Source organism: Brooklawnia sp., assembly GCF_049651565.1.
Classification (GTDB): Bacteria; Actinomycetota; Actinomycetes; order Propionibacteriales; family Propionibacteriaceae; genus Brooklawnia.
The window spans coordinates 1-15,595 of record NZ_JBASCI010000220.1; the positions used below are offsets into that span (position 1 = coordinate 1).

14 protein-coding genes are annotated in these 15,595 nt (G+C 68.3%); 8 read left to right on the plus strand and 6 right to left on the minus strand.

Features of this window, described 5'->3' with window-relative positions:
• The 6 genes from WBL05_RS10385 to WBL05_RS10410 all read left to right on the plus strand — a co-directional run.
• On the plus strand, nt 1-642 hold a 642-nt coding region (locus WBL05_RS10385), incomplete at its 5' end, for a zinc-binding dehydrogenase (RefSeq protein WP_424225724.1).
• A gap of 70 nt (nt 643-712) precedes the next feature.
• On the plus strand, nt 713-2,629 hold the full coding sequence (locus WBL05_RS10390) for a phosphoenolpyruvate carboxykinase (GTP) (RefSeq protein ID WP_424225726.1): 1,917 nt from the start codon (nt 713-715) through the stop codon (nt 2,627-2,629).
• 103 nt (nt 2,630-2,732) lie between these two features.
• A complete protein-coding gene (gene argG / locus WBL05_RS10395) occupies nt 2,733-4,160 on the plus strand; it encodes an argininosuccinate synthase (RefSeq protein WP_424225745.1) in 1,428 nt (475 codons plus the stop codon).
• Nucleotides 4,161-4,186: 26 nt separating this feature from the next.
• Nucleotides 4,187-4,936 (plus strand): NAD-dependent protein deacylase, encoded by a 750-nt coding sequence (locus tag WBL05_RS10400; protein ID WP_424225728.1) that lies wholly within the window; start codon nt 4,187-4,189, stop codon nt 4,934-4,936.
• Nucleotides 4,937-5,048: 112 nt separating this feature from the next.
• Nucleotides 5,049-5,852 carry an HAD family hydrolase gene (locus WBL05_RS10405; protein ID WP_424225747.1) on the plus strand — a complete coding sequence of 268 codons (804 nt, stop codon included), beginning with the start codon at nt 5,049-5,051 and terminating at the stop codon, nt 5,850-5,852.
• A 210-nt stretch (nt 5,853-6,062) separates the two neighbouring features.
• Complete coding sequence (locus tag WBL05_RS10410) at nt 6,063-7,541, plus strand: MFS transporter (RefSeq protein WP_424225730.1); 1,479 nt, start codon at nt 6,063-6,065, stop codon at nt 7,539-7,541.
• Nucleotides 7,542-7,614: 73 nt separating this feature from the next.
• Here the strand turns inward: WBL05_RS10410 and WBL05_RS10415 are convergent, their stop codons facing one another.
• Both WBL05_RS10415 and serS read right to left on the minus strand, forming a co-directional pair.
• Nucleotides 7,615-9,018, minus strand: coding sequence for an MBL fold metallo-hydrolase RNA specificity domain-containing protein (locus WBL05_RS10415; RefSeq protein WP_424225732.1), 1,404 nt, complete (start codon nt 9,016-9,018; stop codon nt 7,615-7,617).
• Between the two features lie 9 nt (nt 9,019-9,027).
• Nucleotides 9,028-10,302 (minus strand): serine--tRNA ligase, encoded by a 1,275-nt coding sequence (serS, locus tag WBL05_RS10420; RefSeq protein WP_424225734.1) that lies wholly within the window; start codon nt 10,300-10,302, stop codon nt 9,028-9,030.
• 74 nt (nt 10,303-10,376) lie between these two features.
• Here serS and WBL05_RS10425 point away from each other — a divergent pair, with 74 nt between their 5' ends.
• Nucleotides 10,377-11,327, plus strand: coding sequence for a diacylglycerol/lipid kinase family protein (locus WBL05_RS10425; RefSeq protein ID WP_424225736.1), 951 nt, complete (start codon nt 10,377-10,379; stop codon nt 11,325-11,327).
• Here the strand turns inward: WBL05_RS10425 and pheA are convergent, their stop codons facing one another.
• Complete coding sequence (gene pheA, locus WBL05_RS10430; protein WP_424225749.1) at nt 11,328-12,236, minus strand: prephenate dehydratase; 909 nt, start codon at nt 12,234-12,236, stop codon at nt 11,328-11,330.
• Between the two features lie 171 nt (nt 12,237-12,407).
• Between pheA and WBL05_RS10435 the strand changes: the two genes are divergently transcribed.
• Nucleotides 12,408-12,791 (plus strand): hypothetical protein, encoded by a 384-nt coding sequence (locus WBL05_RS10435; RefSeq protein WP_424225738.1) that lies wholly within the window; start codon nt 12,408-12,410, stop codon nt 12,789-12,791.
• 25 nt (nt 12,792-12,816) lie between these two features.
• Here the strand turns inward: WBL05_RS10435 and WBL05_RS10440 are convergent, their stop codons facing one another.
• The 3 genes from WBL05_RS10440 to WBL05_RS10450 all read right to left on the minus strand — a co-directional run.
• Nucleotides 12,817-13,680: a DNA-formamidopyrimidine glycosylase family protein gene (locus tag WBL05_RS10440; RefSeq protein ID WP_424225740.1), complete on the minus strand. Its 864-nt coding sequence runs from the start codon at nt 13,678-13,680 to the stop codon at nt 12,817-12,819.
• 67 nt (nt 13,681-13,747) lie between these two features.
• Nucleotides 13,748-15,100: a GntP family transporter gene (locus WBL05_RS10445; protein WP_424225742.1), complete on the minus strand. Its 1,353-nt coding sequence runs from the start codon at nt 15,098-15,100 to the stop codon at nt 13,748-13,750.
• A partial coding sequence (locus WBL05_RS10450) for an NAD-binding protein (RefSeq protein WP_424225743.1) occupies nt 15,097-15,595 on the minus strand: 499 nt, incomplete at its 5' end. The genes WBL05_RS10450 and WBL05_RS10445, both read right to left, overlap by 4 nt.

Consider the following 15,595-nt stretch of genomic DNA (forward strand, 5'->3'; position numbering starts at 1 on the left):
GGCGTCGACCTGGTCAGCGCCGCCGGACTGCTGGAGGTCTCGGCCACCGTGCTGTCCAACCTCGACCTGGTCGGTCTGCGCAGCGGTGAGAGCCTGCTGGTGCACGGCGGGGCCGGCGGGGTGGGGACGTTCGCGATCCAGTACGCCAGGACGCTCGGCGCGACGGTGGCGACCACGGCGTCCGAGGGCAAGATGGACCACTGTCGCGAACTGGGCGCCGACATCGTGATCAACTACGCCGATGACTGGGTGACCGAGTTGATGATGGCCACCCAGGACCGCGGCGTCGACGTCATCCTCGACATCATCGGCGCCAAGTACCTCGACCAGAACATCTCGGCGTTGCGCCCCGATGGCCGGCTGGTGATCATCGGCATGCAGAAGGGCACCCGGGCCGAACTCAACATCGCCAAGCTGCTGAACAAGCGCGGCACGATCACCGCGACCAACCTGCGCCGCCGGCCGGTGGAGCAGAAGTCCCGGATCGTCCAGCAGGTGACCGAACGGGTGTGGCCGCTGTTCACCTCCGGGCAGATCCGGTTGGCACCCGAGACCCGGTTGTCGCTGCGGGACGCCGCCACCGCGCACGAGATTCTGGCATCCGGAAGCAACGTCGGGAAACTGATCCTGACGCTAGAGTGAAAAGAGGATCGACGTTCCATCGATTCGGCCGGAACGCATCCATCACAGCGGAGTGACAGGGAGTGACACAATGACCGCGCAATTGACGACCCCCGAGCGCCACACCAGCGCCGTGCAGGACATCCCGATAATCGGCGAAGTGCCGAAGCTGCAGCGGGTGGTCGACTGGGTGAACAAGATCGCCGCACTGACCAGGCCCAAGGAGATCCGGTACTGCAACGGTTCGGATTCCGAATGGGACGAGCTGGTCGACATGCTCGTCCAGAAGGGTCGGGCGACCGTCCTGAATGCTGAGAAGAAGCCGAACTCCATCTATGTTCGCACCGACCCCGACGACGTCGCCCGGGTCGAGGACCAGACCTTCATCTGCTCGCAGCGTGAGGACGACGCCGGGCCGCTGAACAACTGGATCCACCCGCGCGACATGAAGCGCATCATGAAGCCGCTCTACAAGGGTTCGATGCAGGGTCGCCCGATGTTCGTGATCCCGTTCTGCATGGGGCCGCTGGACGCGCCGGACCCCAAGTTCGGCATCGAGATCAGCGACTCGGCCTACGTGGTGCTGAACATGAAGATCATGACCCGGATGGGGCAACAGGTGCTGGACGTCATGACCGAGCGGGACGCCCCCTTCGTCGAGTGTCTGCACTCGGTGGGCCTGCCGCTGCCCGAGGGCAAGAAGGACGTCATGTGGCCGTGCGACGCCGAGCACGTCTACATCTCGCACTTCCCCGAGCGTCGCCGGGTCTGGTCGTACGGTTCCGGCTACGGCGGCAACTCGCTGCTGGGCAAGAAGTGCTACGCGCTGCGGATCGCCTCGGTGATGGCCCGGGACGAGGGCTGGCTCGCCGAGCACATGCTGATCCTGCGGATCACCAGCCCCGAGGGCAAGGTGTACCACCTGTGCGGGGCCTTCCCGAGCGCCTGCGGCAAGACGAACCTCGCCATGCTGAAGCCCACCATCCCGGGCTGGAAGGTCGAGACCTTGGGCGACGACATCGCCTGGCTGCGCTTCGGGTCGGACGGCCGGCTGTACGCCACCAACCCCGAGACCGGCTTCTTCGGCGTCGCGCCCGGCACCGGGCACAAGACCAACCCGTACGCCATGGAGGCCATCGAGAAGGGCAACTCGGTGTTCACCAACGTGGCGCTCACCGATGACGGCGACGTCTGGTGGGAGGGCATGACCAAGGAACCGCCGGCCCACCTGACCGACTGGCGGGGACGGTCCTGGACGCCCGAGGACGGCCCCGAGGGCGGCCGGCACACCGACAAGGCAGCGCACCCGAACAGCCGGTTCACCACGCCGATCAGGCAGTGCCCGATCCTGGCCGACGACTTCGACAACCCGCGCGGCGTCCCGATCGACATCATCATCTTCGGTGGCCGGCGCGAGAACACCATCCCGCTGGTGACCGAGTCGTTCAACTGGCAGCACGGCGTGTTCATGGGCGCCACCTGCAGCTCCGAGACCACCGCCGCCGCGGTCGGCGCGGTCGGCGTGGTGCGTCGCGACCCGATGGCGATGCGTCCGTTCATCGGCTACCACGTTGGCGACTACCTGTCGCACTGGCTGAAGATCGGGCGGGCCACCAGCGAGTCGAAGCTGCCGCGCATCTTCTACGTGAACTGGTTCCGCAAGGGTTCCGAGGGCCAGTTCCTGTGGCCGGGCTTCGGCGACAACTCCCGGGTGCTGAAGTGGATGGTGGAGCGGCTGGAGGGCAAGGTCGAGGCCAGGCGCACCCCGATCGGCCTGGTGCCGAACCCGAACGACCTGGACACCGATGGCCTGGACATGGCACCCGGGGTGCTGGAGGGTGTCACCCGGTTCAGCCCGCACGAGTGGGCCGACGAGCTGCCGCGCATCTCGCAGTGGTTCGACTTCCTCGGCGACCGGATGCCCTACGAGCTGGCTGAGGAGTACGCGCGGATCCGCCGCGGCGTCCTCGATGCCTGCGAGCGCACCCCGCGACCCCGGGAGTCCTGAACCGACAGATTGACTGGCAGGTCCGTCCCGGCGGTGGTCCACGCGTCACTCACTCCCGACGCGGATCGGGCCGCCGCCGGGTGTTCCGGTGCCTGGCAGTAGGCTGACCTGCGTGTCCAAAGTCTTGACAACGCTGCCCGCCGGCGAACGCGTCGGCATCGCCTTCTCCGGTGGTCTGGATACCTCGGTGGCGGTCGCCTGGATGCGCGAGAACGGCGCGGTGCCCTGCACTTACACCGCGAACATCGGCCAGTACGACGAGCCGGACATCGAGTCGGTGCCCGGACGCGCGCTGCAGTACGGCGCGGAGTTGTCCCGGCTGGTCGACTGCCGGGCGTCCCTGGTCGAGCAGGGGCTGGTCGCGCTGCAGTGCGGTGCGTTCCACATCAGGTCTGCGGGTAGGGCCTACTTCAACACCACCCCGATCGGGCGTGCGGTCACCGGCACCATGCTGGTGCGGGCGATGGCCGAGGACGACGTGTCGATCTGGGGTGACGGTTCGACCTACAAGGGCAACGACATTGAGCGGTTCTACCGCTACGGCCTGATGGCCAACCCGCAGTTGCGGGTCTACAAGCCGTGGCTCGACACCGATTTCGTCGCCGAGTTGGGCGGGCGCGACGAGATGAGCCAGTGGCTCACCGAGCGCGGGCTGCCCTACCGGGACTCGAAGGAGAAGGCGTACTCCACCGACGCGAACATCTGGGGGGCGACCCACGAGGCGAAGACGCTGGAGCGCCTGGACGTGTCGATGGAGACCGTCGAGCCGATCATGGGGGTGAAGTTCTGGGATCCGGCGGTCAGCATCGCCACCGAGGAGGTCACCCTCGGCTTCGAGAACGGTTACCCGGTCGCGATCAACGGCGAGCGGTACGACGACCGGGTGGCGCTGGTGATGAAGGCCAACCAGATCGGCGGCCGCCACGGCCTGGGCATGAGCGACCAGATCGAGAACCGGATCATCGAGGCCAAGAGCCGCGGCATCTACGAGGCGCCCGGGATGGCGTTGCTGCACATCGGCTACGAACGGCTGCTGAACGCCATTCACAACGAGGACACCCTGTCGAACTACCACACCGAGGGGGTCCGGCTGGGCCGGCTGCTGTACGAGGGCCGCTGGTTCGACCCGCAGTCCATGATGATCCGCGAATCGCTGCAGCGCTGGGTCGCGTCCGTGGTCACCGGCGAGGTGACGATCAGGCTGCGCTGCGGCGACGACTACACCATCCTGAACACCGCCGGGCCGAACTTCAGCTACCAGCCGGAACGGCTCAGCATGGAGCGGGTCGAGGACGCCGCCTTTGGCCCGACCGACCGGATCGGCCAGCTCACCATGCGCAACCTGGACATCGCCGACTCCCGCGCCAAGCTCGAACAGTACGTCTCGCTTGGCCAGATCACCGGCGGTGACACCCAGCAGCTCATCGGCCAGCTCGAGACCGGTGGTCACCAGGACATCCCGGACGCCCGGCCCGCCTCGGACGCCGAGGTCGCGCTCGACCGGGCGGCCATGGAGTCCGGCACCGACTGACGCCCGGGCGGGCTAGGGTCGAAGCCGTGACCCACACGCAGATCGACACCCTGACCAGCTGGTTGGACGAGGCACGCTCCGCCGTCTTCTTCGGCGGTGCAGGCGTCTCGACGGCGTCCGGCATCCCCGACTTCCGGTCCGCAGCCGGGCTGTACGCGTCCCAGGGCCGTGGTGGCCGCTCGCCGGAGTACATGCTCAGCCACGAATGCCTGATGAACGAGCCGGCCGAGTTCTTCACCTTCCACCGCCAGAACCTGGTGCATCCCGACGCCCAGCCGAACCGTGCGCACACCGGGCTGGCCGAGCTCGAACGGCAGGCCCGAATGACCGCAGTGGTCACCCAGAACATCGACGGCCTGCACCAGAAGGCCGGCTCCCAGGTCGTCCACGAACTGCACGGCTCGGTGCAGCGGTACTACTGCCTGGGCCGCGGCCACCACCAGTTCACCCTCGAGCAGATCCCGGACTCACCGGTCGTCCCGATCTGCCCGGACTGCGGCGCCATGATCCGCCCGGACGTGGTGCTCTACGGCGAGATGCTGGACGACGACGTGGTGGACGCCGCCGTGACCGCCGTCCGGCAGGCCGACGTCCTGCTGGTGGGCGGCACCTCCCTCAACGTCTATCCGGCCGCCGGTCTGCTGCACTACTACCGCGGCGACCGGCTGGCGCTGGTCAACCTCACCGAGACCCCGATGGACTACCAGGCCGACCTGGTCATCCACTCCCCCATCGACGAGGTGATCGGTCAGGTCTGCGACCGCCTCTTCGTCTGACCGCACCACCTGATGGCACGATGTCGGGAGATTTGCCCCGTGTGTCAATCTGGAAGTTACGCGCTTTTCACCGACAGCTGGGAGGGTCGACTGCATGGCATGGCGTCCGGAACTGGTGGCACTCGATATCGACGGCACCCTGGTCGACCGGCAGGGTCGGCTGCCGTCCGACGTCAGGGCCGCGGTGCAGCGGGTTGTCGACGAAGACGTTCCACTGGTGCTGGCAACCGGACGCGCCTGGCTGGACACCCGCCCGGTCTTCGATGAGCTCGACCTGCCGCCCGGGCCGGTGATCTGCTCCAACGGCGCGGTGGTGGTGCAGTATCCGCCGTTGTGGCAGTACCAGGCCAGGACGTTCGACCCGACCCGGGTGATCAACAGTGTGATCGAGCACGCGCCCACCGCCCGGATCGCGGTCGAGGAACTCGGTATCGGGTTCCGGGTCAACAGGCTGTTCCCGGCCGGTGAACTGACCGGACGGATGACCGTCCAGCCTCTGGACGAACTGGCCGCCCAGCCGGCCACCCGGGTCATCGTCCGCGACCCCGACGCGGTCGCCGAGGACTTCATCGAGCTGGCCGACTCGATCGGCATGCACCAGGTGAGCTACTCGGTCGGCTGGTCGGCCTGGCTCGACATCGCCCCCGAAGGGGTCAACAAGGCGACCGCGCTGGCAGCGGTGGCCGATGACCTCGGCGTCCTGGCCGAGCGCGTGCTCGCCATCGGCGATGGCCGCAACGACGTCGAGATGCTGGCCTGGGCCGGTCGGGGTGTGGCCATGGGCGACGCACCGCACGAGGTCAGGGCCATCGCCGACGATGTGACTTCGGACTTCGCCGCTGGTGGGGCGGCCCTCGAGCTCAACCGCTGGTTCACCCTCGCCAGCCCGGCTGTCGAGCTCCGTAGGACTGCCTGACGGAATTGCAAATCACCTAGTCAGGTGTCTGCACTTCGGTATTCCACCGGTTGCACGGGTTTGGCAACAACCGGCAACACGTTGCGAATGGGCTAGCCGCAGCCCCCTCGGTGGCTATTGTTTCGACCACAACGCAACACCAAGAGGAGTTGGCCAACAGAACATCGGCGTTTTGGACGTCAGCACCAACCCCCTCGACAGGAGAAACCCATGTCCAAGAGCGTGACCGACCCCGTCGCGCAGGAACCCGGCACTGCGAAGCGTCCCTTCGGGATGCGCGACAAGATCGGGTACATGTTCGGTGACTTCGGAAACGACTTCACCTTCATCCTTCAGATGATGTTCTTCATGCTCTTCTACACCAACGTAGTGGGCATCCAGCCGGGTCACGTCGGCCTGCTGTTCCTCGTCGCGCGCGTCGTGGACGGCTTCACCGACGTCGGCCTGGGCATCATCGTCGACCGGCTGCCGGTCAAGAAGCAGGGCGAGAAGTTCAAGCGCTGGATCAAGTACATCGCGATCCCGGTCGCCGTGGCGTCCGCGCTGATGTACATGTCGTTCGTCGCCGACTGGGAGAGCTACACCGCCCGCGTGGCGTGGATGACGGCCACCTACTTCCTGTGGGGCTCGGTCTGCTACACCGCGATCAACATCCCCTACGGCTCGATGGCCTCGGTCATCTCGGCCGACCCCGATGACCGCGCCCAGCTGTCGGTCTTCCGGTCCACCGGTGCCAACCTGGCCATGCTGATCATCTCCTCCCTGCTGCCGCTGATCGTCTACACCAGGAATGCCGAGGGCGTCGCGATCCTCGACGGCCAGCGGATGACCATCGCCGCGGTGGTCTGCTCGGTGCTGGCGGTTGTCTGTTATGCGTTCTGCTACTTCAACGTCGAGGAGCGCGTCATCGCGCCAGCCAAGCCGAGGGGTGAGGGTGGGGCAGGGATCGGCAAGATGCTGGCCTCTATCACCACCAACAGGGCGCTGCTGACCTTGATCCTCGCCGCCCTGCTGCTGTTGCTGGGCAACCTGTTCCTGTCCGGCATGCTCGGCTACGTCTTCCTGACCTACTTCGGTAACGGCCAGTTGCAGGCAGGCGCCTCCTTGGCGGCCCTGCTGCCCACCTTCGCCCTGATCGTGGTTGCCCCGTTCCTCGGCAAGCGCTACGGCAAGGCCGAGACCGGCGCGGTCGCCATGATCATTGCCGGCGTGGTCTTCATCGGCGCCTACTTCCTGCAGACCGAGAATGCGGTGCTGTGGATCGTGCTGTACGCGATCGGCAGCTTCTGCATCGCGGTGTTCAACTTCCTGGTCTGGGCGTTCATCACCGACGTCATCGACTACCAGGACGTCCGCACCGGCCAGCGGGACGACGCCACCGTTTACGCGCTGTACTCGTGGTCCCGCAAGGTCGGCCAGGCGCTGGCCGGCGGCCTGACCGGCGCCGCCCTCGGCTGGATCGGCTTCAGCGCCGAGGCGGCCAAGGCCGGCCAGCAGCAGCCGCAGGAGGTCGTCGACGGCATCTACCTGCTCGTCAACGTCATCCCGGGTGTCTGCTTCATCCTGGTGGGCCTGACTCTGCTGTTCCTCTACCCGCTGAAGAAGAACGCTGTTGCGCGGAACGTCGAGATCCTGGCCGCCCGCCGCACCGGCAGCATGGCCGAGAACGATCCCCTGCTGAACAAGTGACCCGACCGGCCCACTGAGGCCACCAGACAACAGGCAAGCGGCTCGCCGAACCCGGCGGGCCGCTTCGCTGTGCTCAGAGCCGGACGACCTCGCCCAGCGACGGCACTACCGCGACGACGCCCAGCTGCTTCCTTATCCGGCGCGCCAGGGCATGGGCCGAGTCCGGCTCGCCGTGCACGCAGTAGACGGTGGCGGGCCGGGGACTCAGCTCCGCCAGCCAGTCCAGCAACTCCGATCCATCGGCATGGACGCTGAACTCGTTGTCCTGCAGCACCTCGGCCCGCACCGGAACGTACCTGCCGTACATCTTGAGCTGCTCGGCCCCGTCCACCAGCGCCCGTCCGCGCGTACCAGCGGACTGGAAGCCGGTGAAGACCACCGAGTTGGCCGGGTCGGGCAGCATGTGCTGCAGGTGGTGGACGACGCGTCCGCCGGTGGCCATGCCGGACGCCGAGATGATGATCGACGGCCGCGACGGGTTGTTCAGCGCGATCGAATCCTCCTTCGACCGGGCCTCGCGCAGCGTCGGCAGGTTGATGAACGGCCGGCCCCGGAACTCCGGCCCGATCTCGTGGGCCAGCGCCGGGTCGCGGTAGACGTCCAGCGCATCCAGCCCCATCGGGGAGTTGACCACGATCGGGATGTCGTCGCGGATCTGGCCGGATGCCATCATCTGCTGCAGCGTCAGCAGCACCACCTCGGTGCGGTCGACCGCGAACGCCGGGATCAGCACGTTGCCGCCACGGGCGATGGTGCGGTTGATCAGCTGGCCGAACTCGTCGTGGGCAACCTCGGGTTCGGGGTGCTCGCGGTCGCCGTAGGTCGATTCGATCAGGACGGTGGGCGCCCCGGTGGGCACCTCCCGGTCGGCCAGCACCGGGTGGTGCGGACGCCCGAGGTCGCCGGAGAAGACGATCGCGTCCTCGTCCGGGTCGGCGTCTTCCAGCCACATCCGGATGCTCGCCGAGCCGAGGATGTGCCCGGCCCGCCACCACCGCATCCACAGGCCGTCCAGCAACTGCAGGTCGGTGTGGTAGTCAACCGTCCGGAACAGCGGCAGGGTGTCCTCCACGTCGCCGACGGCGTACAGCGGCTGCGGATCCGCGTGCCTGGAGTAGCCGCCGCGGCGGGCGTCCTCGGCTTCGCTCTCCTGCAGGTGGGCGGCGTCCCGGAGCACGATCTCGGCCAGCCGCCGGGTGCCCTCGGTGGCGTGGATCGGGCCGCGGAAGCCGTGCCTGACCAGCGCGGGCAGGTAGCCGCAGTGGTCCATGTGGGCGTGGGTCAGCACGACGGCGTCGATGGTGGCCGGGTTGGTCGGGAACCGGTTCCAGTTGAGTTCGCGCAGCTCCTTGTGGCCCTGGAAGATGCCGCAGTCCACCAGGACGCGCCGCTTGCCGCCCAGAGTGAGCAGGTACTTCGACCCGGTTACCGTCCCGGCCGCACCGAGGAAGGTCAGCGACAGGTGCGGGTTGGCCATGTCGGTGTCCTATCCGCGGGGCTCGAAGACTTCGCGGCCGCCCAGGTAGGGGCGCAGCACCTCGGGTACGGTCACCGACCCGTCGGCATTCTGGTAGTTCTCCAGGATCATCAGGATCGACCGGGCCATTGCGCACAGCGTGCCGTTCAGGGTGGCCACCGGCCGCGGCCCGCCCTGGTCGCGGAACCGTATCCCGAGCCGGCGGGCCTGGAACTCGGTGCAGTTGGAGGTGGAGGTGATCTCGCGGTAGCGGTCCTGGCTCGGCACCCAGCCGTAGCAGTCGTACTTGCGGGCCGCCGACAGCCCCAGGTCGCCGGACGCCACGTCCAGCACCTGGAAAGGGATGCCCAGCGAGGTGAGGAACTGCTTCTCGTGGTCGAGCAGCCGTTCGTGCTCGGCCTCGGCGTCCTCGGGACGGCAGTGGACGAACATCTCGAACTTGTCGAACCAGTGGACCCGGAAGATGCCCCGGGTGTCCTTGCCGTAGCTGCCGGCCTCGCGGCGGTAGGCGGGGCTGAACCCGGCGTAGCGCAGCGGCAGCGACGCGGCGTCCAGGATCTCGTCGGCGTGATAGGCGGCCAGCGGCACCTCGGCGGTGCCGACCAGGTACAGGTCGTCGCGCTCCAGGTGGTAGACGTCCTCGGCGGCCTGGCCGAGGAAGCCGGTGCCGTCCATCGCCTGCGGCTTGACCAGCGCCGGCGGGATCATCGGGATGAAGCCCCACTCCAGCGCCTTGGTCAGCGCGTGCTGGATCAGCGCGAACTCCAGCAGCGCGCCCGGGCCGGTCAGGAAGTAGAACCGCGAACCGGAGACCTTGGCGCCACGCTCCATGTCGATGGCCCCGATGATCTCACCGATCTCCAGGTGGTCGCGAACCGTGATGCCCTCTGCGGCGAAGTCGCGCGGCGCCCCCACGGTCTCGATGACGAACAGGTCGTCCTCGCCGCCGGTCGGAACCCCGTCCAGGACGATGTTGCCGAACTGCTTCATCACCTCGGTCAGCCGTTCCTCAGCGGCGTCGGCCTCGGCCGACAGCTGCTTCACCCGGGCTGCCAACTCCCTGGTCTGGGCCAGCAGGCCCGCCTTCTCGTCACCCTTGGCGCGCGCCACCCGGGTGCCCAGCGACTTCTGCTCGGCACGGGTGGTCTCGAACGCGTTGATCGCTGAACGACGGGCCTCGTCGGCGGCGATCGCCTCGTCGACCAGTTCAACTGATTCCCCCCTGGCCTGCTGGGACCTGCGGAGACGGTCTGGGTCGGTGCGCAGCACCTTGGGGTCGATCATGGCGCACATCCTAGCGAAGCCGCGCACGGGCGATTTCGTCGTTAGTCTGGTGCCATCTGAGATAGGCAGGTGCGGTGACAGCCAACCCAACGGACGAAGCGGGACTTGACCCCGGCCCGGGCCGTCGACTTGCCGTCATCTTCAACCCCACCAAGGTGGTCGACGACCGCCTGTTCGCCGCAGTCAGCAAGGCCGTCGACCGGCACCCCGGCTGGCAACGGCCGATCTACCTGCCCACCGGCGCCGACGACAATGGCCGGGCGGCCACCCAGCAGGCGCTCCGACTGGGCGCCGAGCTCGTCCTCGCCGCCGGTGGGGACGGCACGGTTCGCGCTGTCACCACCGTTCTGCAGCACAGCGGAGTGCCGTGCGGCATCATCCCCGGCGGTACCGGCAACCTGCTCGCCCGCAACCTGGAGATCCCGCTCGACTACGATCGCGCCCTCGACATCGCCTTCACCGGAGGGCAGCGGCGCATCGACCTGGCTGAGTTGGTGATCGACCACGACCAGGACCACGCCATCCACTTCACCGGGATGGCTGGCATCGGCTTCGACGCCGCCATGATGCGCGACACCGACGACCGGCTGAAACGGGTCGCCGGCAACGTCGCCTACGTGGTCGCGTTCGCCCGGCACCTGAACTCACGGCCGCGCCGGATGCGGATGCGGATCGACGACGGCGACGCCCGTGAGTTCAAGGCGGTGCTGATGATGGTCGGCAACACCAGCCAGTTGCAGGGCGGCCTGCGACTGTTCCCGGACGCCAGACCCGACGACGGCCGGTTGGACGTGCTGGTGGCGGCGCCCACCACGCTCGGCAAGTGGGCCCGGCTGGTGGGCGCCATCCTGCGGCGCTCCCGCGACCCGGAGGTGGAGTACTCGCAGGGTTCGAAGATCGTCTTCGAGCTGGACCGGGCGACCGAGTGCGAGGCCGACGGTGACACCGAGGGCAAGGGCAACCACTTCGAGTTCAGCGTCAAGCCCAGTGCCCTGCTGGTGATGGCACCGCCACCCAGGCAGTAGTCACGGCCGGCAGAGCCCACCCACCCAGTCGGCGGCGCGGCGGTAGTCGGCGTCCTTGCCACCGAACGGCACCTTCGGCGGCTTGCGATCTGCGCGCGGGTAGCTGCCGAGGAAGACCACGTCCTTGCAGATCCGGTGCAGGCCCATCATGGCCTCGGCCAGCCGGGAGTCGCTGAGGTGGCCCTCGGCGTCCATGCTGAAGCAGTACTCGCCGAGGGTGGTCTTGGTCGGGCGCGACTCGATACGGCACAGGTTCACCCCGCGGACGGCCAACTGCTGCAGGATCTCCAGCAGAGCGCCCGGGTGGTCCTGGTGCATGTATGCCACCAGCGTGGTCTTGTCGAAGCCGGTGCGGTCCGGGCAGGGTCCGGGCCGGGTGACCAGGACGAACCGAGTGGCTGCACCCGGGTTGTCGCTGATGTTGCTGACCAGGCTGACCAGCCCGTACATCTCGCCGGCGACCGGGGCGCACACCGCGGCGTCGAACTCCGAATCGGGATGGCTGACGGCCTGGGCGGCGCCGGCGGTGGAGCCGCGTTCGACGATCATGGCGGCGGGCAGGTTGGCGTCCAGCCAGCCGCGGACCTGGGCGATGGCGTGCGGGTGAGAGATCACCCGCTGCACCTGTTCGAGGGTGGTGCCGGGGCGGACGCACAGGTCGAAGCTGACCGGGATGACCACCTCGGTGACGATCTGCAGCGGGGATTCCGGCAGCGCCAGGTAGTCGAGGGTCGCGCTGACCCCGCCCTCGATCGAGTTCTCGATCGGCACCAGGGACGCCTCCACCTCACCCGAGCGCACCGCGTCGAGGGCCCGGGTCACTGTGGGGAAGGCGATCGCCGGTTCGTCGCCGAGGGTGAGCAACGCCTGGTGGGTGAAGGTGCCTTCAGGTCCGAAGAAGCCGCGCATGCGGCACACCTTATCCGTCATGGATACCCACCCGAACTCTCCGAGCCGGTGGTGGACGCCGGCGTGCGGGGCGCCGGCTCAAACCACATGGCCATCCCGTCGGGTGCAGCGGTGGGCGCCCCGGCTGTCCGGAAGCTGGGCGGGCGGCGGTTTGCCTGCCAGACTGGTGCCATGACCGCGCCCAGCCCGGACTCCCCCAACGATCGGTTCAATCCGGAGAACTTCGATCTGGCGGACACCACCGGGGCCACCTGGAACAACCCCTACCAGCCGACCTCGGACCGAACTCCGGTGCCTTACGCCGGGCCCTCGGGTGTGCCGGCCCCGGCGTCCTCACCCTCGCCCGCAGAGCTTGACAGGCAGGCCGCTGAGCGGCGGGCCATCACGGTGCGGATCGTGATTGCGTTGGTGCTGGCGGTGCCGTTGACCGCGATCGCGGGGGGGATCATGGGCGGCGGCGTCAGCTCGCTGCTCGGGATGGCGCTGGCCTGGGCCGGCATCGCGTTGGTTGTCTACCTGAGCCACGGCAAGGGCTTCCCCTTCCCGCGCTCCTGACCCGCTGCCGCCCGGCTCGTCCGGCTCAGCGCAACAGTTTGCTCATCCGACGGTCGGCGAGCAGCTTGCCGCCGGTTTGACAGCCGGGGCAGTACTGCAGCGACGAATCGGCGAAGTGTACCTCGGCGATGGTCGTTCCGCAGACATCGCACGCCTGACCGGTGCGGCCGTGGACGCGCATCGCGGTGCGCTTGTCGTCCTTGAGCTGGGCGGGCGGCAGCCCGGAGCTGCGGGACAGCGCGTCGGCGAGCACTGCCCTGATCGAGTCGAACAGCACCTGGCGGCCGGCGTCATCGAGGCTGGCCGCGGGGGTGAACGGGCCCAGCCGGGCCGCGTGCAGGATCTCGTCGCTGTAGGCGTTGCCGATGCCGGCGATCACCCGCTGGTCGCGCAGCACACCCTTGAGCTGGGAACGTCCGGCGGCCGCCAGGATCGCGTCCAGATCGGCCCGGTCGAAGGTGTCCGACAGCGGGTCGGGGCCGAGCGAGGCGATGCCCGGCACCTGATGGGGATCGGTGACCACGTAGATGGCGAGCTTGCGTTGGGTGCCGGCCTCGGTGAGGTCGAAGCCGGACCCGTCGTCCAGGATCACCCGCAGGCTGAGCGGCCCCTTGCCGGGCCGGGCAGGGGTGGTCGGCTGGGCGTCCTTCCAGGTCAGCCAGCCTGCCCGGGCCAGGTGGAAGACCAGGTGAACGCCCTGGGCGTCCACGTCGATGAACTTGCCGTACCTGGCAACTCCGGCCACCTCGAGGCCGATCAGGGCGTCCACCGGCGGCTTGTAGGTCTTCAACGCCGAGAAGTCGGTGAGTTGCACGCCGCTGATCACCCGCCCGGTCAGGTGCTCGGCGAGCCAGCCACGCAGCGCCTCCACCTGGGGCAATTCTGGCATCGTCGATCACCTACCGTTCCGCACGCCGGGCTGGATGCGACCATGCTACGTCGCTCGGCCTGGCCGCTCAGACCACCAGCCAGAGCAGCGAGACCACCGCGAAGCCGACCACGCTGCAGATCGTGGTCAGTAGGGTCCAGAACTTCAGGCCGTTGGCGACGCTCAGGCCGAGGTAGCGGGTGACGATCCAGAAGCCGGAGTCGTTGATGTGTGACAGCCCCATGCCGCCGAACGCGATCGCCAAGGTGATCAGCACCATCTGGACGGGGCTGTAGCCGGCGACCTGCACACCCGCCACCACCAGACCGGCGGTGGTCAGGATCGCCACCGTGGCCGAGCCCTGCGCGGCCCGCAGCGCCAGCGCGATCACGTAACCCATCAGCAGGATCGGCATCCCCAGTCCGGTCAGCAGGTCGGACATCGCCGTGCCGACGCCGGTCTCGACTAGCACGTTGGCGAAGACGCCACCGGCGCCGGTCACGAAGATGATGATCGCCACCCCGTCGAGCGCGGAGTCGAGGACCGAGCTGCGCCTGGCCAGGTCCCACTTCATCCGGATGCCGACCATGAAGAAGGCAAGCATGACGCCCACCATCAGCGCGAAGACCGGTGCGCCGATGAACGACAGCAGCCGGGACTGGATTGAGCCCGACTCCACCAGCAGCGCGCCGGTGGTGCCGACCATGATCAGGCCGAGCGGCACCAGGATCAGGGTCAGCACGGTGCCCGCACCGGGGCCCGGCCGGGTCACGATCTCCTCGACGCTGCCGCGCTGCGACTGGGACGCCGGGGAGGGCAACAACTCCACGGCGTCCAGCTTCATCACCTTGGTGATGAAGTAGCCGACCACCGCTACCGGGATGCAGGCGACGATGCCCAGCATGGTCATCAGGCCGACGTCCGATCCGATGGTGGCGGCCGCCGCAACCGGGCCGGGGTGCGGCGGGACGGAGACGTGGACCGCCAGCAGCGCCGCACCCACCGGCAGGCCGACCTTGAGCGGGTTGATGTTGGCGACCTTGGCGAAGCCGAAGACGATCGGCGCCAGGATGATGAAGCCGACGTCGAAGAAGACCGGGATGCCCAACACGAACGCCGCCGCGGTGACCGCGGCGATGACCCGCTTGACGCCGAGCCTCTGGGTGAATGCGGCGGCCAGGCGTTCGGCGCCGCCGGATTCCTCGATCATCTTGCCGAGCATGGCGCCCAGACCGACGATGATCGCGACCGATCCGAGGGTGCGTCCCATGCCTTCGGTGAGGGTCGGGATGATCCGGTCGAGCGGCAGCCCGCCGGCCAACGCGGTGCCGGTGGCCACCAGCAGCAGCGCGACGAAGGCGGACAGCTTGAATCGGATGACCAGGACCAGCAAGACCGCGATCGCCATCGCGGCCAGGCCGAGCAGGTAGCCCTGGCTCATCCGCGGGCCTCCTCCCTCGGCACCAGCACGGTGATCACCGCGGAGTCGTCGGCGCCCTGCTTGCCCTGTGCCTCACCCAGCAGGTAGACCTGCTCAGCCGCAGCGGCCACCGGCGCGGCCAGGTGCACCGAGCGGCAGGCCGCGTTCACGATGCCCATGTCCTTCACGAAGATGTCGAGCCGGCTCTTCACCTCGGCGCCCTCGGGTTCGTAGGCCTGCAGCATCCGCTGGCCGCGGTCGCCGAGCATGAACGAGGCCGCCGCCCCGGCCATCAGGGTCTCCAGTGCCTTGGCCTTGTCGAGCCCGAGCTCACCGGCCAGCGCCAGCGCCTCGGCGGCCGCCGCGATGTGGACGCCGCACAGCAGCTGGTTGACCGTCTTCATCTTCTGGCCGTCACCCGGCGCGTCACCGATCCGCACCAGGGTGGACGCCAGCGCCGCCATCACCGGCTCGGCGACCGCCCAGGCCGCATCGGTCGCGCCGGCAGTCATCAGC

What these genes read in the sequence shown, in the direction of transcription:
- WBL05_RS10390 (WP_424225726.1), top strand. Translation starts at nt 713, where the DNA reads ATGACCGCGCAATTGACGACCCCCGAGCGCCACACCAGCGCCGTGCAG.
- WBL05_RS10410 (WP_424225730.1), top strand. Translation starts at nt 6,063, where the DNA reads ATGTCCAAGAGCGTGACCGACCCCGTCGCGCAGGAACCCGGCACTGCG.
- WBL05_RS10415 (WP_424225732.1), bottom strand. Translation starts at nt 9,018, where the DNA reads ATGGCCAACCCGCACCTGTCGCTGACCTTCCTCGGTGCGGCCGGGACG.
- serS (WP_424225734.1), bottom strand. Translation starts at nt 10,302, where the DNA reads ATGATCGACCCCAAGGTGCTGCGCACCGACCCAGACCGTCTCCGCAGG.
- pheA (WP_424225749.1), bottom strand. Translation starts at nt 12,236, where the DNA reads ATGCGCGGCTTCTTCGGACCTGAAGGCACCTTCACCCACCAGGCGTTG.
- WBL05_RS10435 (WP_424225738.1), top strand. Translation starts at nt 12,408, where the DNA reads ATGACCGCGCCCAGCCCGGACTCCCCCAACGATCGGTTCAATCCGGAG.
- WBL05_RS10440 (WP_424225740.1), bottom strand. Translation starts at nt 13,680, where the DNA reads ATGCCAGAATTGCCCCAGGTGGAGGCGCTGCGTGGCTGGCTCGCCGAG.
- WBL05_RS10445 (WP_424225742.1), bottom strand. Translation starts at nt 15,100, where the DNA reads ATGAGCCAGGGCTACCTGCTCGGCCTGGCCGCGATGGCGATCGCGGTC.